The sequence below is a fragment of the Paraburkholderia sp. BGA-UO-ETr-F12 genome, assembly GCF_059567945.1.
Window position 1 is genome coordinate 1 of record NZ_JCAQOZ010000010.1, and the last position, 21,979, is coordinate 21,979.

Annotated in this window: 22 protein-coding genes; 13 read left to right on the forward strand and 9 right to left on the reverse strand. The window is 61.8% G+C overall.

All coding sequences use genetic code 11. The features are described from left to right. Nucleotides 1–199: 199 nt before the first annotated feature. Both AC57B6_RS03375 and AC57B6_RS03380 read right to left on the reverse strand, forming a co-directional pair. Nucleotides 200–394, reverse strand: a complete 195-nt coding sequence (locus AC57B6_RS03375; RefSeq protein WP_028198564.1) for a DUF2905 domain-containing protein — start codon at nt 392–394, stop codon at nt 200–202. Nucleotides 395–416: 22 nt separating this feature from the next. Further along, nucleotides 417–1,607: a class I SAM-dependent methyltransferase gene (locus AC57B6_RS03380; RefSeq protein WP_028198565.1), complete on the reverse strand. Its 1,191-nt coding sequence runs from the start codon at nt 1,605–1,607 to the stop codon at nt 417–419. A 13-nt stretch (nt 1,608–1,620) separates the two neighbouring features. On the opposite strand from AC57B6_RS03380, the gene AC57B6_RS03385 reads away from it, so the two are divergent. From AC57B6_RS03385 to glmS, 5 genes are all read left to right on the forward strand, one after another. After that, entirely contained in the window at nt 1,621–2,439 is an 819-nt protein-coding gene (locus AC57B6_RS03385; protein ID WP_153137760.1) for an SDR family oxidoreductase, read from the forward strand. A 98-nt stretch (nt 2,440–2,537) separates the two neighbouring features. After that, complete coding sequence (locus AC57B6_RS03390) at nt 2,538–2,933, forward strand: dihydroneopterin aldolase (protein ID WP_030102343.1); 396 nt, start codon at nt 2,538–2,540, stop codon at nt 2,931–2,933. Between the two features lie 3 nt (nt 2,934–2,936). Further along, entirely contained in the window at nt 2,937–3,935 is a 999-nt protein-coding gene (gene ttcA / locus AC57B6_RS03395) for a tRNA 2-thiocytidine(32) synthetase TtcA (RefSeq protein ID WP_030102342.1), read from the forward strand. Between the two features lie 134 nt (nt 3,936–4,069). Then, the gene (gene glmU, locus AC57B6_RS03400) at nt 4,070–5,431 is read left to right on the forward strand and encodes a bifunctional UDP-N-acetylglucosamine diphosphorylase/glucosamine-1-phosphate N-acetyltransferase GlmU (RefSeq protein WP_030102341.1); all 1,362 of its coding nucleotides are present in this window, start codon (nt 4,070–4,072) and stop codon (nt 5,429–5,431) included. Nucleotides 5,432–5,491: 60 nt separating this feature from the next. Beyond that, a complete protein-coding gene (gene glmS / locus AC57B6_RS03405) occupies nt 5,492–7,309 on the forward strand; it encodes a glutamine--fructose-6-phosphate transaminase (isomerizing) (RefSeq protein ID WP_028198570.1) in 1,818 nt (605 codons plus the stop codon). An 84-nt stretch (nt 7,310–7,393) separates the two neighbouring features. Here glmS and AC57B6_RS03410 read toward each other — a convergent pair whose 3' ends face one another. From AC57B6_RS03410 to AC57B6_RS03425, 4 genes are all read right to left on the reverse strand, one after another. Continuing rightward, a complete protein-coding gene (locus AC57B6_RS03410) occupies nt 7,394–8,227 on the reverse strand; it encodes a hypothetical protein (protein ID WP_496420697.1) in 834 nt (277 codons plus the stop codon). Nucleotides 8,228–8,266: 39 nt separating this feature from the next. Then, the gene (locus tag AC57B6_RS03415; RefSeq protein ID WP_253045490.1) at nt 8,267–8,695 is read right to left on the reverse strand and encodes a copper-binding protein; all 429 of its coding nucleotides are present in this window, start codon (nt 8,693–8,695) and stop codon (nt 8,267–8,269) included. Between the two features lie 250 nt (nt 8,696–8,945). Beyond that, nucleotides 8,946–9,206, reverse strand: coding sequence for a DUF6723 family protein (locus AC57B6_RS03420; protein WP_496420698.1), 261 nt, complete (start codon nt 9,204–9,206; stop codon nt 8,946–8,948). Nucleotides 9,207–9,401: 195 nt separating this feature from the next. Beyond that, nucleotides 9,402–10,052 (reverse strand): glutathione S-transferase family protein, encoded by a 651-nt coding sequence (locus AC57B6_RS03425; RefSeq protein WP_496420699.1) that lies wholly within the window; start codon nt 10,050–10,052, stop codon nt 9,402–9,404. Between the two features lie 107 nt (nt 10,053–10,159). On the opposite strand from AC57B6_RS03425, the gene AC57B6_RS03430 reads away from it, so the two are divergent. From AC57B6_RS03430 to AC57B6_RS03455, 6 genes are all read left to right on the forward strand, one after another. Then, nucleotides 10,160–11,143, forward strand: coding sequence for a helix-turn-helix transcriptional regulator (locus tag AC57B6_RS03430; protein WP_244144001.1), 984 nt, complete (start codon nt 10,160–10,162; stop codon nt 11,141–11,143). Nucleotides 11,144–11,291: 148 nt separating this feature from the next. Next, entirely contained in the window at nt 11,292–12,521 is a 1,230-nt protein-coding gene (locus AC57B6_RS03435; RefSeq protein WP_496420700.1) for an alkaline phosphatase family protein, read from the forward strand. A gap of 8 nt (nt 12,522–12,529) precedes the next feature. After that, complete coding sequence (locus tag AC57B6_RS03440) at nt 12,530–13,804, forward strand: cytochrome-c peroxidase (RefSeq protein WP_496420701.1); 1,275 nt, start codon at nt 12,530–12,532, stop codon at nt 13,802–13,804. Between the two features lie 123 nt (nt 13,805–13,927). Then, nucleotides 13,928–14,596: a lytic transglycosylase domain-containing protein gene (locus tag AC57B6_RS03445; protein WP_046567490.1), complete on the forward strand. Its 669-nt coding sequence runs from the start codon at nt 13,928–13,930 to the stop codon at nt 14,594–14,596. Nucleotides 14,597–14,773: 177 nt separating this feature from the next. Beyond that, nucleotides 14,774–15,484 (forward strand): DUF2242 domain-containing protein, encoded by a 711-nt coding sequence (locus AC57B6_RS03450; RefSeq protein ID WP_496420702.1) that lies wholly within the window; start codon nt 14,774–14,776, stop codon nt 15,482–15,484. A gap of 782 nt (nt 15,485–16,266) precedes the next feature. Next, a complete protein-coding gene (locus tag AC57B6_RS03455) occupies nt 16,267–16,518 on the forward strand; it encodes a hypothetical protein (RefSeq protein WP_028198580.1) in 252 nt (83 codons plus the stop codon). A gap of 15 nt (nt 16,519–16,533) precedes the next feature. On the opposite strand, the gene AC57B6_RS03460 is transcribed toward AC57B6_RS03455, so the two are convergent. From AC57B6_RS03460 to AC57B6_RS03470, 3 genes are read right to left on the reverse strand one after another with little or no spacing between them, the layout of a single operon-like run. Continuing rightward, entirely contained in the window at nt 16,534–17,469 is a 936-nt protein-coding gene (locus AC57B6_RS03460; protein ID WP_496420703.1) for a DMT family transporter, read from the reverse strand. A 53-nt stretch (nt 17,470–17,522) separates the two neighbouring features. Continuing rightward, entirely contained in the window at nt 17,523–18,938 is a 1,416-nt protein-coding gene (locus tag AC57B6_RS03465) for an ATP-binding protein (RefSeq protein WP_496420704.1), read from the reverse strand. Further along, nucleotides 18,939–19,664 carry a response regulator gene (locus AC57B6_RS03470; RefSeq protein WP_028198582.1) on the reverse strand — a complete coding sequence of 242 codons (726 nt, stop codon included), beginning with the start codon at nt 19,662–19,664 and terminating at the stop codon, nt 18,939–18,941. Between the two features lie 201 nt (nt 19,665–19,865). Between AC57B6_RS03470 and AC57B6_RS03475 the strand changes: the two genes are divergently transcribed. Continuing rightward, nucleotides 19,866–20,612 carry a MipA/OmpV family protein gene (locus AC57B6_RS03475; protein WP_496420707.1) on the forward strand — a complete coding sequence of 249 codons (747 nt, stop codon included), beginning with the start codon at nt 19,866–19,868 and terminating at the stop codon, nt 20,610–20,612. 79 nt (nt 20,613–20,691) lie between these two features. Beyond that, nucleotides 20,692–21,870: an SDR family oxidoreductase gene (locus AC57B6_RS03480; protein WP_183804232.1), complete on the forward strand. Its 1,179-nt coding sequence runs from the start codon at nt 20,692–20,694 to the stop codon at nt 21,868–21,870. Nucleotides 21,871–21,979: the final 109 nt, after the last annotated feature.

The following is a 21,979-nucleotide window of genomic DNA, read 5'->3' on the forward strand; positions in this document are numbered from 1 at the left end:
GCCGCTTTCTTTTGCCTACTTTTCTTTGCGGCAGGCAAAGAAAAGTAGGTGCCGCCCCGCACAGGGGCAACGCTAATAGACCACTAACAATTCAAGGAAAGGCCAAAAGACCAACAACAGACCAGACCACAAACACAGCAAGGCAACGCCCAAAATCCAGCCCAACAACAAACCCGCCGAACAGGCAAAAACCAAACCCCTACAAAACCCTGGCAATCAACGACAAAACCATAGAAACCACAAGCGTCGACATAAACGGAAACGGATACTCCCGCCCAAACAGCCGCAAGGTAACATCACCGGGCATTCGCCCAATTCCAAACTTCCTGAGCCACGGCCAGCAGGCCGACAACACCGCCACCGCGATAAACGTAGTCAACAGCCAGCGGATCATCATCCATCCTCAAAGCAAAAAATCACAGCGTATGTGACCGGTCGCCGCCGGAAAACGCCTGCAACGTGTCGTCGAGCCCACGCGAAAACGCAATCACTTTGAACAGTTCGCCCATCTCCGCCTCGGACAACAACTTTTGCACCGCATTCGCCGCCGGCAAAAACTTCGCCGTGTCCGTTGGATCAAGCGCCGATAACGCCTCGGTAATCCCCGCATTCAACAAAAACCGCGCCTGCGAAGTGAATCCCAGCAAGTCCGCACCAGCCTCAACCCCGGCTTCGGCGATGCCGGTAAACTCCACGTGCGCTGTGATGTCCTGCAAACCGGGATAAACAAATGGATCGCCATGCGCACGGTGCCGGTAATGGCACATCAACGTGCCTTGCGCGCGCTGCTCATGGTAATACTCGTGACGCGGAAAACCATAGTCGATAAAGAACGCCGCGCCACGCGTGAGCATCGTGCAGACGGTTCGCGTGAATGCACCGGCGGCCTCGTGCGTTTCCGTGACGTAGTCTTCGCCAGCCGTGTCGATCTGGGCCAGAAACGCAACGTCCGCTGCCGCCGATACGGGACGGTCGTCGAACGCAAAAGCCTCATCCCGCCACACCACGCCACGTTCGTGCCAGCTCCCGCCGGTGAAGGCGAACAGCCGTACGGGCATCGCGTCCAACACCTCGTTGCCGATCACCACGCCTTCGAATCGCTCCGGCAACGCGTCCAGCCAGCGCACCTTCGCGGCCAGTGCGGGCGCCGCGCCCTCGATCGTCTCGCGTTGGCGCTCGCGCAATTCGCCTGACAAATCCACGATCGAATAGCTGTCGAATTCGGCGCCCAGCGCGTCGAGCGCATTCAGCAAGCCGGCGGCGAGTTTGCCCGTGCCGGCGCCGAATTCCATCACGTTGCGCGTGCCGCTTGCCTGCAAGGCCTCGGCGAGCGGGCGCGCGAGCGTGGATGCGAATAGCGGCGACATTTCCGGCGCCGTCACGAAGTCGCTGCCGTCGTCGCCGCGCAGACCGAATTTGCGGGCGCCACCGCTGTAATAGCCGAGCCCCGGCGCGTAAAGCGCGCGCTCCATGTAGCGGTCGAACGGCAACCAGCCGCCTGCCGCGTCGAGCTCCGAACGGAGCTGCGCGACCAACGCTTCGGACTGCGCAAGCGCGCTCGGGCCGGGAGCAGGTAAACTATCGGGTTGGTGAGCTTTCGGATTCATCCCCGCATTGTAAATGACCGCCTCTCTGGATACCGCCGCCGCCCGCGCGCCCGAAGCGCCGCGCATCGTGCTGATTACCGGCGCCGCCCGCCGCATCGGGCGCTCGCTCGCGCTCGGCTTTGCCGCGCGTGGCTGGGACGTGGCGGTCCACTACGGCGCGTCGCGGGAGGAGGCCGACCAGGTGGTCGCGGAAATCGTCGCTTTGGGGCGCCGGGCGGTGGCTTTGCACGCGGAATTGGGCGACGAGGCCCAGGTCGGGCAACTTTTACCCGCCTGTATGGCCGCGCTGGGCCGGCCGTCGTGTATTGTGAACAATGCGTCGCGCTTCGAGGAAGATACGGCGCTTAACGTCGGTTACGAGCTGCTGCTGAAGCTCACGGCAATGAATCTCGGCGCGCCGCTCGTGCTCGCGCGCATGCTGTTCGAACTCACGCCGGACACCGCGCGCACCGATGAAAGCCAGCGCGGCGTGGTCATCAATGTGCTGGACCAGAAGCTGTACAACATGAATCCGGACTACCTGTCCTACACGCTGTCAAAAGCAGCGTTGCAGACAGCGACGGTTGCGCTCGCGCAGGCGTTGGCGCCGAAAGTGCGCGTGGTCGGGCTCGCCCCCGGTCTGACAATGCAATCCGGCGACCAGACGCCGGCCGATTTTGAAGCCGCTCACCGTACTACGCCTTTGGGCCGCGCGTCGCGACCGGAGGATATTGTCGCCGCCGCGCTGTATCTCGCCGATGCAGCGGGCGTCACCGGAACGACGCTGGTAGTCGACGGCGGGCAGCACCTGGTGCCGCTGCCGCGCGACGTAATGTTTTTGACGGGCGCCTGACTGGCGCGCGTGCGAGTTGCCGGCTCTGGCTGGCGGTCCGCACGCGTGTTGCAGCGTCCCTTTGCGTGCCCCGCACGCTTTTTTCGACTGGAACGAACATGTTTGCCGCTCTTTCGCACCCCCGGCTCGCCGACTGCCGCCGGCTCTTTCTGCGCAATTACGAAGTGCACATCAACATCGGCGTGCACGATTTCGAAAAGCGCGGCGAACAGCGCGTCGTGATCAACGTCGAACTGTTCGTGCCGCTCGCGTTGTCCACGCCGGTGCAGGATAAATTGCACGAAGTCGTCGATTACGACTTCATGCGCTCCACCATCGCGCGCCGCGTCGAACAAGGTCATATTCATCTGCAGGAAACCCTCTGCGACGACCTCGTCAAGGTGCTGCTCGATCATCCGCAGGTGCGCGCCGTGTGCGTGTCGACCGAAAAGCCGGACGTTTATCCCGACTGCGACGCGGTGGGCGTCGAAGTCTTTCGTATCAAAGAGGATTGAGCCATGAACGCTCAGGAAATCCTGAACGGCACCGCGGCCCCTGAGGCGGCCGAGGCCGCGCACGCGCCCGCGGGTAAAACACCGCTTACGCGCCGCGAGCAGAAAGAAGCCTACGAGAACAACAAGCTGTTCAAGCGCCTCGCCCGCCAGGTCGGTGAGGCGATCGGCGACTTCAACATGATCGAGGACGGCGACAAGGTGATGGTCTGCCTGTCGGGCGGCAAGGACAGCTACGCGATGCTCGAAATCCTGATGCGGCTGCGCGAACGCGCGCCGATCAACTTCGACATCGTCGCGGTGAATCTCGACCAGAAACAGCCGGGGTTTCCGGAGCACGTGCTGCCGGAGTACCTGAAACAACTCGACATTCCGTTTCACATCGAGAACCAGGACACGTACAGCATCGTCAAGCGGCTGGTACCGGAGGGCAAGACCACCTGCTCGCTATGCTCGCGGCTGCGTCGCGGCATTCTGTATCGTGTGGCGGGCGAACTCGGCGCGACCAAGATCGCGCTTGGCCACCATCGTGACGACATCCTGCAAACGCTGCTGCTGAACCTGTTCTACGGCGGCAAACTCAAGGGCATGCCGCCCAAGCTGCAATCGGACGACGGCAAGAATATCGTGATCCGCCCGCTCGCCTACGTGAAGGAAACCGATCTGGAAAAGTACGCGGAGTTGCGCGAATTTCCGATCATTCCGTGCAATCTGTGCGGCAGTCAGCCGAACCTGAAACGCGCGGAAATGAAGGCGCTGATCCGCGATTGGGAGAAGCGCTTCCCGGGCCGTGTCGAAAATATGTTCAACGCCTTGTCGAACATCGTGCCGTCGCACCTGATGGATCACAAGCTGTTCCCGTTCGCCGGCCTGCGCGCAAGCGGCGAGGCGGATCCCCAAGGTGATATTGCCTTCGACGAGGAGCCGTGCTCGACCGATGCCGCCGAAGGCGCAACGTTCAACGGATCGAAACCGATCTCGATCGTTCAGTTCGACGATCTGTGATCAGGCCGTGCAGTGTCCGGAAATCAAAGGTTTCCGGCCGATTCAGCAGGGTAGCCAGGCCGCGTGAGCGGCCTTTTTCGTTATGGCCTGCATGATAGAATCGTCGGCTCCAAACTCGTCTGATTGCCGACGCCATGAACATCGTGATTTTGGCGGCAGGCACCGGTAAGCGCATGCGGTCCGCGCTTCCCAAGGTGCTCCATCCGCTGGCTGGCCGGCCACTCCTCGCTCACGTCATCGAGACGGCCCGCGCGCTCAAGCCCACGCGGCTGGTGGTGGTGGTCGGTCATGGCGCCGACGCCGTGCGTCAAGCGGTAGCGGCGCCAGATGTCCAGTTCGCCGCGCAGGAGCAGCAGCTCGGCACGGGCCACGCGGTACAGCAGGCGCTGCCCTTGCTCGATCCATCCGAACCCACGCTGGTGCTGTACGGCGACGTGCCGCTCACGCGCGCCAGCACGCTGCGGGCGCTGACCGACCATGCAGGGCAGGGCGGCTACGGCGTGCTTACCGTCACACTCGCCGACCCCAGTGGCTATGGCCGCATCGTGCGCGATCAGCACGGCAAGGTGTCGCGCATCGTCGAGCAGAAAGACGCAACGCCCGAGCAGCTCAAGATCGCCGAGATCAACACCGGCATCATCGTCGCGCCGACCGAACGCCTGGGCGGCTGGCTCGCGGCGTTGAAAAACGACAACGCGCAAGGCGAGTTTTACCTGACCGACGCGGTTGAAATGGCAATCGAGGCAGGGCTCGAAGTCGTTACCACTCAGCCTGACGACGAGTGGGAAACGCTAGGCGTGAACAGCAAGCAGCAGCTTGCCGAACTCGAACGGATTCATCAGCGCAATGTCGCCGAGGCGCTGCTGGTTGCGGGCGTGACGCTTGCCGACCCGGCGCGGCTCGACGTGCGCGGCACGCTCGAATGCGGCCGCGACGTCTCGATCGATGTGAACTGTGTGTTCGAAGGCCGCGTCATCCTCGCCGACAACGTGACGATCGGGCCGAACTGTGTAATCCGCAATGCAACGATCGGCGCCGGTACGCGCGTCGACGCGTTTACGCACATCGAAGGCGCCGAAGTCGGTGCGAACGTCGTGCTCGGCCCCTACGCCCGGCTGCGTCCGGGCGCGCAGTTGCAGGACGAATCGCACGTCGGCAACTTCGTCGAAGTGAAAAACGCGGTGCTGGGTCATGGCTCGAAGGCGAACCATCTGACGTATATCGGCGACGCGGATATCGGCGCGCGCGTGAATATCGGCGCGGGTACCATCACCTGTAACTACGACGGCGCAAACAAATTCCGCACGATCATCGAAGACGACGTGTTCGTCGGCTCCGATACGCAACTCGTGGCGCCCGTGCGGGTGAAACGCGGCGTGACGATCGCTGCGGGCACAACGGTCTGGAAAGATGTCGAAGAAGGCATGCTGGTCCTGAACGATAAGACTCAAACAAGCAAGCCGGGCTACGTACGCCCGGTCAAGAAGAAAAGCTGATGGGCGTGACGCGCGCGCGGAGCGTGCTCCCTGAAACCCAGCACTGAAAAGGAATAAGCCATGTGTGGGATTGTTGGCGCGGTTGCGCAACGTAATATCGTTCCCGTTCTGATCGAAGGACTGCGTCGCCTCGAGTATCGCGGCTACGACTCCTGCGGCGTGGCCGTTCTCGGCGAGAGCGGGCCGCGTCGTGCCCGCAGCGTCGCGCGCGTCGCCGATCTGGACGCGCAGGTGCACGAAAGCCACCTTGAAGGCATCACGGGCATCGCGCATACGCGCTGGGCGACGCACGGTGCGCCGGTAACCGACAACGCCCATCCGATTTTCTCGAGAGATGCGCTCGCGTTGGTACACAACGGCATCATCGAAAATTACGAATCACTGCGGGAAATGCTGCGGGGCAAGGGTTACGAGTTTGTCTCGCAGACCGATACAGAGGTTATTGCCCACCTGATTCATAGCCTGTATCGCGGCGACCTGTTCGCGTCGGTGCGTGAAGCCGTCGGGCAATTGCACGGTGCGTACGCGATCGCCGTGCTGCACAAGGACCAGCCGCATACGGTGGTCGGCGCCCGGCAAGGCTCGCCGCTGGTGGTAGGACTCGGCAACGGTGAGAACTTCCTCGCTTCGGATGCACTGGCGCTCGCCGGCAGCACCGAACGCTTCATCTTCCTCGAGGAAGGCGACGTCTGCGAACTGTCGCTCGAGGGCGTGCGGATCGCCGATCGCGACGGCTACGAGGCGCAGCGCGAAGTGCGTCAGGTCGCGGCATATGGCGGCGCGGTCGAACTCGGCCCGTACCGTCACTTCATGCAGAAGGAAATCTTCGAGCAGCCGCGTGCGATTACCGACACGATCCCGCAAGCCGATTCGTTCGATGCGTCGCTCTTCGGCGAAGGTGCCGACCAGGTGTTCGCCGAGATCGACAACCTGCTGATTCTGGCGTGCGGCACGAGCTACTACTCGGGGCTGACCGCGAAGTACTGGCTCGAGTCGGTCGCGAAGATTCCGACCCAGGTGGAAATTGCCAGCGAGTATCGCTACCGCGAGTCGGTGCCGAATCCGAAGTCGCTGGTGGTGGTGATCTCGCAGTCGGGCGAAACGGCCGACACGCTGGCCGCGCTCAAGCATGCGCAGGCGCTGGGACATAAACATACGCTGTCGGTGTGCAATGTCGGCACGAGTGCGATGGTGCGTCAGACAGCGTTGTCGTTCCTGACCCATGCGGGTCGCGAGATCGGCGTGGCGTCCACGAAGGCATTCACGACCCAACTGGTTGCGCTGTTTGTGCTGGCCGCGACCCTTGGCAAGTTGCGTGGACAGGTGAGCGCTGAGCAGGAAACCGAGTATCTGAAACAGTTGCGCCACTTGCCGGCAGCGTTGAATAGCGTGCTGGCGCTGGAGCCGCAGATCATCGCGTGGTCGGAAGAGTTTTCGCGCAAGGAGCACGCGTTGTTCCTCGGGCGCGGCCTGCATTATCCGATCGCGCTCGAGGGCGCGCTGAAGCTCAAGGAGATTTCCTATATCCACGCGGAAGCGTATCCGGCCGGTGAGCTGAAGCACGGACCGCTGGCGCTCGTGACGGAAGCGATGCCGGTAGTGACGGTGGCGCCGAATGACGCGCTGCTGGAGAAGCTGAAGTCGAATATTCAGGAAGTACGCGCACGCGGTGGTGAGCTTTATGTGTTCGCGGACGCGGATACGAAGATCGTGAACGACGAGGGTCTGCATGTGATCCGGATGCCGGAGCACTACGGTTTGCTGTCGCCGATTCTGCACGTGGTGCCGCTGCAGTTGCTGGCTTATCACACGGCTTGTGCGCGTGGGACGGATGTGGATAAGCCGCGGAACCTGGCGAAATCGGTGACGGTGGAGTGAGGTTTAGTGCGGTGACTGGCGCGGCGATCCACTGAAAATCACAAGACTGCATCGCCGCGCTCGTCACCCTTCAATCTATTGCGCTTAAGGCTTGTCCTCGTCGCGCGCATGACCTGGTCGTTGCTCGGCGCTTCCACCGTTCCTCTTTCGGCGCTGAAAAAGAACGCCGAATCCAACCGCAGCAATCAGGGCCACCATCAAGGCCACCATCAGGCCCGCGCTCATGCCAGACGTGCCACGCGATTCACTCGCGCCCGAAGGAGCCGAGGCGACCGTTGGCGAAGAAGCCTGAGTCTCCACGGGTTTCGGAAGCGCAACGCCGGCGGCACTCCCCTGGCGTACCAGAGACGCTTCTGATGTGGGCACGGCTTGTGACGCGGGAAGGGTGATCGCTTCCGAAGCGGGTCCGACAGGCGCCATAGCAGTAGCCGAAGCTATAGCCGGTGCCACTGCCGCGCGGGAGCCGGTTTCGACCGACCTCGCCATCGTATTCCACTGCGCGAATACGGTGTCGATGCAGTGGACATCGCTGCAGGCATTGCGCGTTTGCCGCCATTGGGCGAGCTGTCCGGGCGAGAGTTTGCCGCTGTTCAGGAGCGCCTGCTGCTGCGCGGAGATATCGTCGTATTCGTTGTTCAGGATGGCGTGGTCGCATATCACGCGCTCCGCCGGTTGGCGCGTGGTCGCACACTGAATATCGCTTGCCCACGCCGCGGACGAACCAAGCGCCGTCATCGTCAGCAATAGGGCCCAACATCGTCTCAGACGCACCAGTCCTCCTGAAATTTGATTGCCGTTTTTGCAATAGCCGTATTGGCTCAGTCGTGAGGTTTTACCATTCGGGAAAAATCCCGGCGTTCGCGGAGGTGGAGCACAAAATGGGCCTGAGGGGAAATCCAGCTCGGCATCTGGTTGCACAATCAGGACGTTGTCGTAAATGCCGGTCGCTGAAACTGCTCATTCCCTCACCACCTCCACCGCGGCCGCCGAAACGAACTCCGCCCGCACGCTATCACCGACTTTCAACTCATCGAGCGGAATGCTCGCCGCGGCCCTCAGCACCTGCTGATGCTTCGGCCCGCGCAGCGTCACCATCCGGCTCCTGCGGTCGATCTTCAACACCGTCGCGATAATCTGCACCCGATGTGCCGACGATGCGTATCCTGCTGAAGCCGGTATCGCCACGGTTGTTTCGATGCGTTCACGAACGCCTCGGGCCGTCACCTTGTCGATGTGAAGCAGCAGCGCCTGCTGGTATGCGATGTTCAGCTTGTCGCCAACCCGCAGTTTTCTGACATCGGCCACTTGGGGGTTCACATCGACATCCGCCAGGCGTCCATGCGAGCCTCGCAGCGTGACGCTGTTGGTGTCGGGGTGGATCGCCACGACACGGACCTGGGCGTGCACGACCTCGGCTTTTCCGAGTGCCGTTTGACTGGTGGCGTAAGCGTTGCCCTCCTGAGTGAAGCCGGATCGGCAGAAAGCGGCGATCAGCGCAGCCGCACTCCATACAACCATCGCCGATGGGCGCGCCTTGCACAGACGAGTCATTCGTTGCTCCCGAAGTGACCCGCTCTGCGGCGAAGCCGGGTCACGAACCTAAGCGATCAAGCCGAAGCCAGCCATACCCTTGCGCTCACAACTCCGGACGCGCCAGGTCGCTGGTCACGATGTGCTCACCGTACACTTGTGCCGCCGCGATGGCTTCCAGTTTGGAGGCGTAGGGTCCGAGTTCCGGTGCGCCGTCGAACGGGAACAGCACGCGGCCGTCGGTGGTTCGAACCACTTTCAGCACGCCGAAAAAGCGCCGGTAACCGGCCAGTTTCGACGTCGCGGATACTTCAAAGTCGTCCTCCGACGTCGCGGGAACGCTCGGAATGAATGCGGTCTTGCTCATACCTGAAAACATCTCTTGTTCAATGGGCCGGCACTTGCTGGAAGGTCGAGGCACGCCCGGTTGTCCCGGGAAGATACTCACCGGCAGCCCCATTGTCTCAAATCCCGGCGCATCGAACCGGATGCCCGTATCAGCCGGCCGGCCACGACGTGCGTTCCGCATCCTGGATCGCAACGATCGGCGCTGCAGTTGGCATCATCCTGCGGCCTTCAGCGCCGCCTCATGCTCGGCCGCCAGCTCAACATCCCGCGCGTTCACCTTGACGAAGCTCGGCCGTGAGCAAATGCGGCTCGCATAGTCGACCACGACCGGCGTCTCAGGCACCAGCTTGAACATCATCCCCCAGTGAAGCGCGATGCCCCACAAGATGTCCGCAGCCGACATCCTGTCCCCGAGCAGATACGGTGACGCCTGCAACTGACTCGTCAAACTGCCGAGCATCGAATCGAAGTCGCCATACGGCGACGTGGCAAGCGGCGCCGGCTCGCGCTTCATCGCCTTGTCGACCAGCGCCGGTTCGTAGCATGCGGCGTAGTAGACCAGCCAACGCAGATACGGGCCGCGCGACGGATCGTCGAGTGCCGGTGCCAGACCCGCTTCGGGGAACAGATCGGCCAGATAGATGAAGATGGCGACCTGTTCGGTAATCAGCGCATCACCGTGCAGGATGGCCGGCACTTTGCCCAGCGGATTGATCGCGAGATACGGTGCCCTGCGTTGCTCGCCGGCCTTCATGTTCAACACCTTCAACTGATACGGGACGCCGAGTTCTTCGAGCAGCGTGAGCGCGCTGACGGAGCGGCATTGCGGTGAGTGAAACAGTGTGATCGTGCGGTCGGTGGTCATGGTGGGAGCCTTTCTGGGTAAGTGTCGCGGAGAAAAAACCAGCGTCCATTTGGCGTTGGCTGGATGGCTCCATGCTAGACGCCCATACCTGTCAGTTTGTGTCAGGTATGACTACACTTGCGGGTATGAGAGCCAGCCGCCTCCTTTCCATCCTGATGACCTTGCAGGCGCGCGGACGCGTGACCGCGCAGTCGCTCGCCGACGAATGCGCGGTCTCGTTGCGCACGATCTATCGCGACATCGACGCCTTAAGCGCCGCGGGCGTCCCTGTCCACAGTGAGCGTGGTGCGGAAGGCGGCTACCGTCTGCTCGACGGATATCGCACGCGTTTGAACGGCATGTCGTCGCAGGAAGCCGAGGCGTTGTTCCTCGCGGGCTTGCCCGGCCCGGTGCAGGCGCTCGGTCTCGGCGCGGTGATGGCCGGCGCGCAAACCAAGTTGCTGGCCGCGCTGCCGGCCGAATTGCGCTCGACTGCCGAGCGCATGCGCTCGCGTTTTCACCTCGACGCCCCGGGTTGGTTCGCCGATGCGGACCAGCCCGCGAACCTGCCGCTGATTGCCAACGCGGTGTGGGAGCAGCATCCGCTGCAGATTCGCTACCAGAGCTGGAAGGCCGAGAAATTTCGCCGAATCGAACCGCTCGGCATCGTGCTGAAAAGCGGCGCATGGTACGTGGTTGGGCGGGTCGGCACGGACAAGCGCATCTATCGTATTTCGCGCATTCTTGAATTGAGCATGCTGGACGAGACTTTCGAGCGGCCGGCCACCTTCGATCTGGCCACCTACTGGCAAGACAGCACTCAGCGTCTATCCGAAGAGATGCATTCGAGCGAGGCAACTTTGCGCCTGTCGCCGTGGGGCATGAAGATGCTCGACGCCTTTGTCTCGCCGTTCGCCCGTTCAGGCGCGAAAATCGGCGAGCCGGACCCGGTCGACGGCTGGTGTCTGGTCACATTGCCAGTTGGCTCCATCAGACAGGCCTGTGCGGAACTGCTGCGCTTCGGCACCGAGGCTGAGGTGCTGGCGCCGCCCGAATTGCGCGCTCATTTCGCCGAAGTGGCGGCTGCTTTGCACCGCCGCTACATGCAATGAGGGTGAGCGGTCACCATTAGCGTGGCCACCGATATATGCGGCGTTGAATGGCCGGCATATCGCGAGGATGCGGCGCGATTCACGTCTTCGTCACACACGCTACCTAGAGTGTGCCCGCGAATAAAACTCTAATCCCCAAGGGCAAAACATGTCACAGCGCAGCGGGTTGCGTGCTTTCTTCATGGTCGTTTGCGCGGCCTTAGTCGGTATTATCGTCGCGGCGTGCGGCTCGTCGTCCTCGTCGATTGCGCCGACCGGGCAGCAGCAGATTCGCCATGTCTTCGTCATCACGCTCGAAAACGAAAACTACGCGACCACGTTCGGCGCCAATAGCAAGGCGCCGTATCTGTCGCAGACGCTGGCTTCGCAAGGCGCGTTGGTGCAGCAGTACTACGGCACCGGGCACGTGAGCCTCGACAACTACATCTCGATGATCAGCGGTCAGGCGCCGACGCCGGAAACCGACAACGACTGCATCACCTATCAGGACTACAAGCTCACCGGCATGACACAGGACGGTCAGGCGATCGGCTCGGGCTGCGTGTACCCAGCCAGCATCAAGACGTTGCCGGACCAGTTGACGGCTGCCGGCTACACCTGGAAGGGCTACGAGGGTGATATGGGCAACGACCCGACGCGCGAAGCCGCCACCTGCGGCCACCCGACGCTCAACACGACCGACCTGACCCAGTCGGCAGAAGCGCCGAGCGCGGCCGTGCCATTGGGCGATCAGTACGCGACGCGTCACAACCCGTTCATGTACTTCCATTCGATCATCGACTCACCCGGCTGCGGCCAGAACGTCGTGAACCTGAACAGGCTCACCACCGACCTGCAGTCGATCTCGACCACCGCCAACTTCAACCTGATCACGCCGAACCTGTGCGACGACGGTCACGATTCGCCGTGCGTGAACGGCCAGCCGGGCGGCCTGACGAGCGCGAACACGTTCCTGCAGAAGTGGGTGCCGATTATTACCGCCTCGCCGGCATTCCAGAAGGACGGCCTGCTGATCATCAATTTCGACGAAAGCAGTTACGCAACCGTCACGCAGTCGGCATCCGGCGAGGATCTGATCTTCGCCGGCTCGACCTGCTGCAGTCAGCAACCGGGTCCGAATCTGCCGGCGTTCCCGCAGACTTCGTCGCTGACGTACAGGGGCTTGACGATCAACCTGACCAAGCAGAGCTTCGGCGGCGACCAGACCGGCGCGGTGATGATTTCGAAGTTCATCAAGCCGGGGACGGTGTCGACGGTGCAATACAACCACTACTCGATGCTCAAGAGCATTGAAGACATCTTCCAGTTGGGTTATCTGGGCTATGCAGGGCAGCCCGGCCTGGTCGGGTTCGGCAACGACATCTTCACGAACCTGTAAGCAATCAGATGAGGTTTTTTGCAACACGATTCACCGGGCGCACGGCCACCCGATGGGCGGCGCTCGCAGCGCTGCTTGGCGCCGCGTGGCTGCCGTTCGCGGCAGTGTCGGCACCGGTGCCGACGGTGGCCGGCGCGCAACCCATCTACAGCGATGCCGCAGCGCTCGGCAAGCTGATGTTCTTCGATGCGTCGTTGTCGGCCTCGGGCAAGATGTCGTGCGCGAGCTGCCATAGCCCGTCGCACGCGTACGGGCCGCCTAACGGGCTGGCCGCGCAGTTCGGCGGCCCCGACATGCACCGGCAAGGCACGCGCGCCGTGCCGAGCTTGCGCTACGTGCTGAACCGCACGCCGATGTGGAGTCATGCGCAGGCGGCCAGCCTGTCCGAGCGGCTGAGCGAGACGGACAACGCACCGGTTGGCGGCTTCGGCTGGGACGGGCGCTTTAACCAGTTGCACGATCAGGCGAGCTTCCCGCTGTTCAATCCCAATGAGATGGCCAACCGGGACCCGGCGGCCTTACTCGCGAAACTGGAGCGGGCGCCCTATGCCGCCCGCTTCAGGGAAGTGTTTGGCCAGAACATTTTTGCCGACCGCACCAAAGCGTTCGCGCAGGCGATGGCCGCGATCGAGCGTTTCGAGCTCGAAGATCCGAGCTTCCACCCCTACACCAGCAAGTTCGATTACTACCTCGACGGCAAAGTGCAACTGACGGCGCAGGAGTTGAGAGGCAAGAAACTGTTCGACAGCCCGACGGGCGGCAATTGCGCCTCCTGCCACATCGACCAGGTAGGCGTCGACGGCTCGCATCCGCTTTTCACCGACTTCAACTTCCAGGCGCTTGGTGTGCCGCGCAATCCGGAGTTGCGTGCGAACGCGGACCCGAAGTACTTCGATATGGGATTGTGTGGACCATTGCGCACGGATCAGTCGGGCGACAAAAGCAACTGCGGACTTTTCAAGTCGGTGTCGCTGCGTAATACGGCGACGCGCCAGGTGTTCTTCCACAACGGCCGCTTCCATACGCTGAAGGACGCGCTGCGCTTTTACGTGCAGCGCGACACCAATCCGGCGAAGTGGTATCCGAAAGACGCGCACGGCAAGGTCGATAAATTCAACGACCTGCCGGTTGCGCTGCGGGTGAATGTCGATACGACCGATGAGCCGCTTACGCGTAAAGCGGGCGAGCGTCCCGTGTGGTCGGAGCAGGATATCGACGACGTCGCCGCGTTCCTCGCGACGCTGAACGACGATTACGTACTGAAACCGAAGCAGCCGAAATAACAGCCGCGGGCAACGACAGGCACATCAGCCAGCGGCTTTTCATCAGACGATTTTGGGGCGGTTTGGTGCCTATTTTTCAGGCAGGGATATAATGCGCGGATCCCTTTTCTTTCCGTCCCCGTTATGAGCCGGTTACTTTGCCTGATCGTGCTTTCGCTCGGCCTGATGCAAACCGCCACAGCCGACGAAACCAATGACCGCATGTCCGCGTATTTGACGCAGAAATTCGGACTGGCAAAGGAAAAGGCTCAAAAGATTTCCGACGCGGTACAGTCCGCTGCATCGAAATATTCACTGCCGCCGGCGCTGCTGCTGGCGATCATCTCGATCGAATCGCGCTTCAAGGAAAAGGCCAAGGGTCCCAATGGCGCGACCGGGCTGATGCAGGTGGTGCCGGGCGCCCATCGCGGGATGCTGAGAAACGTCAAGGACCTCACCGAGCCGACCACTAACATCGACATGGGTTCGGCAATCCTCTACGGCTACATGCGCTCGGCAAACGGCGACATGAACGCGGCGCTCAAGAGCTACGGGGGATCGCAGGCGTACGCAAGGAAAGTGAACTTGCGCGTGGAAGATTTCGCCGGCGTCGCAGCGCCTCAGGAGGTCGCATCGCATCTGAGCGCACAAACGGGCATGTGCGAGGCCGATCGTTGTCCGGCACCGGAAAACTGGGCCGACGCTTTCACGATACCGGCCGGCAACACAACGACTGCTACGAATGCCACGAACGCCGCCGGAGTGAACGGCACGCCGACGCTGCAAAGCACATCGCCTGCCACGCCGCACTGAGCAGTCGCTCTCCCTGATTTTCCTCTTTGTCGTGCGTCCGCACTGAAGCTGCGGATCGAACTGTCACGCCATGCCCGGCGGCGCGGGGGCAAGCGCTGCGCGCTTTTTACGCACGCCTGGCAACCGCTCTACAATGCATTTCCATCTGAGCTCACGCTGCGCCTTTTTCGATCGACCATGTTCACCTTGTTTTCCAGAACCACCGCCGTTTCGCTTGCCGGCCTGCTGACACTTGTCGCTTGCAGCAGCGCACCTCAGCCAAAATTCCAGCAGGAATTGTTCGAAACAGGCGCAAGCCCTTACGCCCGAAACTTCAACTCGAGCACTACGGATACGTGCGAGGCTGCGCGCCGCGCGCTGCTGAGCCAAGGCTATCTGACGACGATGACGCGCACCGATACCGTCGACGGAACGAAAAACTTCCAGCCGACGGGCGATACCCACATCGTTGTCGAATTTCACGTGGTGTGCACGCCGGGAGAAGAGGCGAGCGATACGAGCATCGTCTACGTCAACGCGGTGCAAAACGGTTTTGCGCTGAAGAAAAGCGATACATCGGCGAGCGTCGGGCTGAGCGTGCTGGGTTCGCTGTCGTTGCCGATCCGCTCGAACAACGACGCGATGGTCAAGATTTCGAGCGAGACGATTCCGTCGGGCAAGTTCTACGATCGCTTCTTTGGCCTCGTCGATCACTATTTGCAGACGGTGGTGCGCACGCAGCCGGTTGTGAGCAACCGTATCGAGACGCGCATTTTGCCGGTGCCGGTGCCGGTTCCGATTCAGATCGAAGCGCCGGCTCCGGCACTTCTTCCTGAGATGCCCGATGCAATCGACAAAGCTGCTGCCGCGATGGTGCAACCGGCAAGCGGAGCGAGCGTGGCGCCGTGAACCATGGCCGTCGAACCTTGCCAGGTTCAGACTGATCAAGGGCTGATCAGCCTTTGATCTCATCACGTGGCGGTACTTATCCTATGTCTTTTACTTCACACGTATACATATGTAGTAATAGTTAACAAGGGTTAACCCCTTCTGTGGATAACTCTCCAATTCCCTGTCACATCAGAGTCATGCAGAAACCATAACCCTGCGGAACACGTCTGTAGAAAAACTACAAAGTCGGGATAACTTTGACGCAGCTTGCCTCGCACCGCGTCTTATCAAGATTTCGCGCACAGGCTGTCCGACGCGATATCCCGAAGTTATTCATAGGCAATTGTGGATAACTCGCGTAGCCGGGCATGCTTTGCTGGGTGGCGAATCGGCTTTTTTCGTCAATGACATTCGCTCGCCACCGTACAGACCGGGCCTCGCGAGGCGCGCACATTGAGGCTGGAAGGTACAAAGATTGCGTCTATGTTTTTGCAAGCGCAACTGTTGCTATTTAGTCAAAACCATTTCGGCAACGCCCTATCCAGGCATAGAGTTAAAGTGTTTTCTGAAGTTATTGGTGCAGTGCGGGGGTGTGCGATGAAACGTAGAACAGCACGACAGCTAGTCCGTCTTCTTTCGGATATCAGACATGCCAGCCACTGCACGACGCTGCGGGCGGCGGCTACTAACCGGGCCATATCCCTCGCATCCTCCGAGCATGACGAGGACAGTACCGGTAGCGACGAAAGCAACGACGCCGCACACGAGGCGAATCACGACAAACCGGTCCGGAGCGGATCATGAGAGCGGCAAGCGAACAATCGCTGCGTTTTCTGGTCGAGAAATGGCTGGCGCCTGAACCGTCCGCTCCGGTTCGCGTTACTGAGTTCAGCCGCACCCGTCTTGGCGGCAGGCGTTATGTACGCGTGGAAACCTCTCCCGAGGCCGGATCGCGCGGTCTATTTTTCTTTCGTCACGACGACGGCTGCTGGTGTGTGTTTCCGCCCACTGCCGATACGCCCAAGCTTTTCACGCAGCCACTTGCCGCTTGATGACGGGCTAAACCCTCACGAAGCATGAGGCAAGCGATTACGCTCGCTCGCGGGGCGCCGGGCGGGCATCAGTTGGCACACGATCAAACCGGTGAGCATGAGTGCGCATCCGAACAGCGCACGCGCCGACAGTGTTTCGCCGAGCACGAGCCAGCCGGCGAACGCGGCAAAAACGCCCTCCATACTGAAAATCACCGCGGCATGCGAGGGTGCCGCGTGTTTTTGCGCGACCACCTGAATCGTATAGGCGACGCCCACCGATAGCGCACCGCCGTACAGTATCGTCGGCGCGGCGCGCTCGAGCACCACAAGACTGAGAGGCTCGATCGCGAGACCGATGGCCAGACACACGACCCCGCAAGTCACGAACTGCACGAGCGCCAGCATGAGCGTGTCGTGCCGCAGCGCGAAGCGGCCGACTAGCATCATCTGCACGGAAATCACCAGGGCGCCGGCAAGCTGATACCAGTCGCCATACAGGATCGAGAAGTGCTCGTTGACACTCAGAAAGTACATGCCGATCGCGGCTAGCGTCGCACCGAGCCACGTGCCGAATCCCGTTCGATGACGAAACAGCACGCCAAGCAGCGGCACGATCACCACATACAACGAACTGATAAAACCGGCGTTGGCGACCTTCGTGTATTGCAAGCCGATCTGCTGCAACGAAATCGACGCGGACAGCACGACACCGAGCAACACACCCGCACCGAGCAGTTCGCGTGCGCCGCCGGGTTCGCGTTTCGACAATTCCGCCAGCGCGGAGCGCCGCACGCAAACGATCAGGACTAACACGACCAGCGCGCCGAGCAGGAAACGCAGCCCGGTAAACAGAAACGGTCCGATCGTATCGAGGCTCAGACGTTGCGCGACGAACGCGGAGCCCCAGATCATGGCCGCGATCAGCATCAACAGATTGGCGCGCAGGTGTTGGCGTGTGTCGGGTTTCAAAGGTTGTTTTTCGAATCGGGTTGTCTTAACGCGGGGGAGGGGGCGCTTTCGGCTTAACCGTGATGCACGGCGTCTTGCGGCACGGACCCCTTTACCGGCACCGGCAATGGTAACGCGGGCAAGGTGACTACAAAACGCGCGCCACCCGAAGCCGCTTCTTCGAGCCGCACGTCGCCGCCATGAACCAGCGCGACGCGCCGCACGATCGCGAGGCCAAGGCCAAAGCCGCCGGTGTGCCGGTCACGGCTGGAGTCGAGCCGGTGAAACGGTTCGAATATGCGGTTGCGCTCGGCAAGCGGAATACCAGGACCGTCGTCCTCGACGATCAATACCAGTGCGCCTGCCGCGCCAGCGGCCGCGCTCAGCGAAATCGCCTGCCGCGCGTAGCGGGTACTGTTGCGCAACAGATTCAGCAGCGCGCGCGCGACCAGTTTGGGGTCGCAGACATGATACGTGGGCGTACGGGCAACCGGCATACGAGAAACCGGAGCGCGGCCGGCAGGCGCAACGGCGGCGCCCGTACCCGCGGGGGACAGGCCCTCCATGCTGACCGAAAGCGTCAGCGAGCGATCGGCGACGTCGTTGGCCATGCTCGCGGCCACGCTGTCGAGCAACTCATTCACCGACACCTGCATCAGCAGCCGATGCCCGTCGCCTTGTTCCAGGCGGCTCAAAGTCAGCAGTTCGGTGACGAGTTCGTCGAGTTCGCGCACGTCTTTGCGCAGTGCCATTTGCCTTTCGCGCTGACGCTCGGGCGACTCCGGCGACTGCAACAGCGCAAGGCCGAATTCGAGCCGCGCTAGCGGCGTCTTCAGTTCGTGTGAAATGCCGTGCATCATTTCACGTTGATGCAGGATCGACGCTTCGATCTGCCGAGCCATTTCGTTGAACTGTTGCGACAAGTCGTAGATGTTCGATTTCTTCGACAACTGCGCGCGGGTCGACAGATCGCCGGCGCCGAACGCGCGCGCCGCGGCTTCCAGCTTGCGCAACTCGCGCCAGTGATAGAGCACCCACACGACCACTGAAAGCAGCGTGGCGAGCGCGACCAGCGCATACGCGAATGCCTGAATCTCGACGGTGGTGGCCTCGTAGCGGCGCGAATTGACGACGGTGCCATCCGACAGCGGCAGGTAGTAACTCGTGGCGTCGTCGTTCAACACCAGCTTGCCAGCGCGCAACTCGTGCCATTGACGCTCGCCGACCAGCGGTTTGACCTCGTCGGTCGTCATCAACCTGAAGTCCTGGGCGCCGTGTTTTTTCAGTTCCTCGAGCGCCGCAGCGCGTTCCGGGCCCGCGTGTCGTTGCAAGTAATCGTCGAGTACGAATGCGTACGTACGGTCCGTGTCGCGCTCGGTTTGTGTGACTCGCTCATGGAACAGTTGCGAGAATGAGATGTTGATGAACGCAATGGTGAGACCGCCACCGATCAGAACGATCAGATACAGCCGGATCAGGGAGCGGAGCATTCATTCCTCCCATGCCGAAGGACTAAACAGATAACCGCGGCCCCAGATCGTCTTGATTTTGTGCGGCTCGGGCGACGCATCTTCGAAACGCCGGCGCAGCCGTGAGATCCCGGCGTCGACGGTGCGATCGAGGCCGTCGAATTCGATGCCGCGCAACTGCCTGAGAATGTCGTCGCGGCTTAGTACGGTGCCGGCTGCGCGCGCAAGGATCAGCAGCAGGTTGTACTCGGCGGTCTTCAGCTCGACCGGCTGGCCGCGCCAACTCACGGCGCGATCGGGCGGCGAGATCACCAGTTCGCCGAAGCTCAGCGTGCCGTCCTGCGTGGACGGCTCCGCACTTTCGGCCGGCTGCGCGCGGCGCAACAACGCGCGGGCGCGGGCGACCAGCACACGCGGCTCGATCGGCTTGATGACGTAGTCGTCGGCACCGGTTTCCAGTCCGGCGATCTGATCGAATACGTCGACGCGTGCCGTCAGGATCAGCACGGGCACGCGCGAAAAACTGCGGATTCGCCGGCAGACCTCCATGCCGTCCATGTTCGGCAGCATCAGATCGAGAATCACCAGTGCCGGGTTGTGCTCGCGCACGGCGGCCACGGCGGTGTCGCCGCGTCGCACGATTGTCACATTGAATTCGTAGCTGTTCAGATATTCCCCGATCAGCTGCGCGAGGCGATCGTCGTCCTCGATCAGCAGCACGCTGGTCTTAAGAGGGGCGTCGTTCATATGGGTCTCCACTATCAGGCGCCGATTCTATCCGCGCGTGCCGCGAGGGGATACGTCGCGAACATTCGCGAACACTTGAACACAATTGCGCACACATTCTCCCAACTTCAGGACAGACGTGGCACGGCGGGGTCCCTAGACTGCGGCTTCCGTTCCAAATAAAAAGTCCTGATCGTGCGCAAACGCCTCTCTTATCTGTGTATTCCGCTGCTTGGCCTGACCTGCTCGTCGATCGCTTACGCCGAGAATTTCTATCTGTTTTCGCTGGCCGGCGGTGTGGCGCCGCGCTATCAGGGTAGCCGCGACTACCGCCCGTTTGTCGCGCCGTTGATCGCCGCGGAGTTCAGCAACGGCATCTTTTTGAGCCCGACGGACGGCCTCGGTTACAAGCACACCTTCGCCAACGGGCTGTTTGCATCCGCGGCGCTCAGCTATGACTTCGGCCGCACCGACAGCAATCGTGCCGATTTGCCGGGCTCCGACTACCTGAAGGGCATGGGCAAGATTCCGGGCTCGGTGATGGTGTCCGTACAGCTCGGCGCGCATCTGTTTGGTCCGTCGACCGTCAGCATCACGCTGGATCAACCGGTCACGCACACGAGCCGCGGTACGAGCGGGCACATCGATCTGACGGTGCCGGTGCTGCAAACCGTCGACAACGAAATCAGCATCACGGGCAGCGTGCATGCCGGTAGCGGCCGCTATACGCAGACCTTTTTCGGCGTGACCGATGCGCAGGCGAGCACGAGCCGCTTTCAGCCCTATGCAGTGAAGGGCGGGTTCGACAGCGCGAAGGTGTCGGCGGCCTGGACCTACAGTTTTTCGCCGCGTTGGTCGGTGCATACCGAAGGCGGCGTGACGCGCCTGCTCGGTGCGTCGGCGAACAGCCCGATTGTGCAGTCGAAGAACAACTACTTCGCGATCACGGCGCTGACGTATCGCTATTGATGCGCGTGTTGACGCAACTGCTGGTCGGTTGTGCGGATCAACACTCTCGACGATCTGACTTCCTTGCAAGGAGCTCGCGATGTTTGCATGGCAAACCCCTCTGTCCAACGCGTGGCAGGACAGCATGATTTCGTCGGCGCGCGCGCAGGCGATTGGCGTCGACAGCATGCTGCTGACCGGTGCGACTGGTTTTATCGGCGGCAATCTGCTGGTGACCCTGGTTAATGCCGGGCTGGTCGAACGCATGGTGTGTCTGGTGCGCGGCGCCAGCGTGGCCGATGCGCTCGCGCGGCTGCGCGCTTCGGCCGTGCGTTGCGGGCTGCCGCACGCTCGTGCCCAGCGAATCACGGAAGCCAACGTGATGGTGGGCGAACTCGGCAGCGAGTTTTCGGAAATCGATCTGGCGCGGCTCGCCAGAGCATCGCACGTGATCAATTGCGCGGCGCTTGCATCGTTTTCGACACATCCTCAAGTGCTCGATACGAATGTGCACGATACTTTGCGTTTCGTGTCGCGTTTTGTCGGCAGCAAAAAGCTGCGGCGTTTTCTGCACGTGAGCACGGCGATGGCGTGCGGCACGCAATGTGGCGCGACTGTGCAGGAATCTCCGTTCGGCTATGGTGAAACCCGCCACCTCGTGCCGTACACGCAAAGCAAACGCGAAGTCGAACGCCTGCTGCGCAGCACGTATCCGAATCTGCCGCTGGTCGTTGTGCGGCCGTCGATCGTAGTCGGTCATACGGTGCTCGGCACACTGCCTTCGGCCAGCATTTTCTGGGTGTTTCGCGTGGTGCACACCGCGCGGCGCTTCACGGCACGGGCAATGAACCGCATCGACGTAGTGTCCGCCGACGATTGCGCGCGCGCGCTCGCGCTGCTGGCAATGAAGCCGTCGCTGGCGTTCGATACGTATCACGTGTCGGCGGGTTCGGAAGCGCCGACCATCGGTCAGATCATCAGCGCCATGGACGAAGCCACCGGCGTCTCCGGGCGCCGCTATTCGATGTGCCGCGTGGGCGACTTCGGCAGGATCGCGCGCGAGGTAGTGGGCCGTGACCGTTGCGGCAGCGGCCGTCTGCTCGAACATGCGCTGCGTCTGTACGCCGGTTTCGCGGAGCTGGACTACACGTTCGACAACCGCCGCCTGCGCGACGAGATCGGCTTCGAGCCGCTGCCGTTCACGGACTACGTGAGCGAATGCGTGCGGACCTCGCGCGGGGTGGGGATTGCCGAGCAGATGCGCTGGGATTTCAAATAGACCCTCACCAGGTCACTACCGGCGATACAGTGAGCGATTCGCGCGAGATTCGCGCAACGCCCGGGTGACTCAGGACACCATGGACTTACCATCGACTCATGCCGGCGAC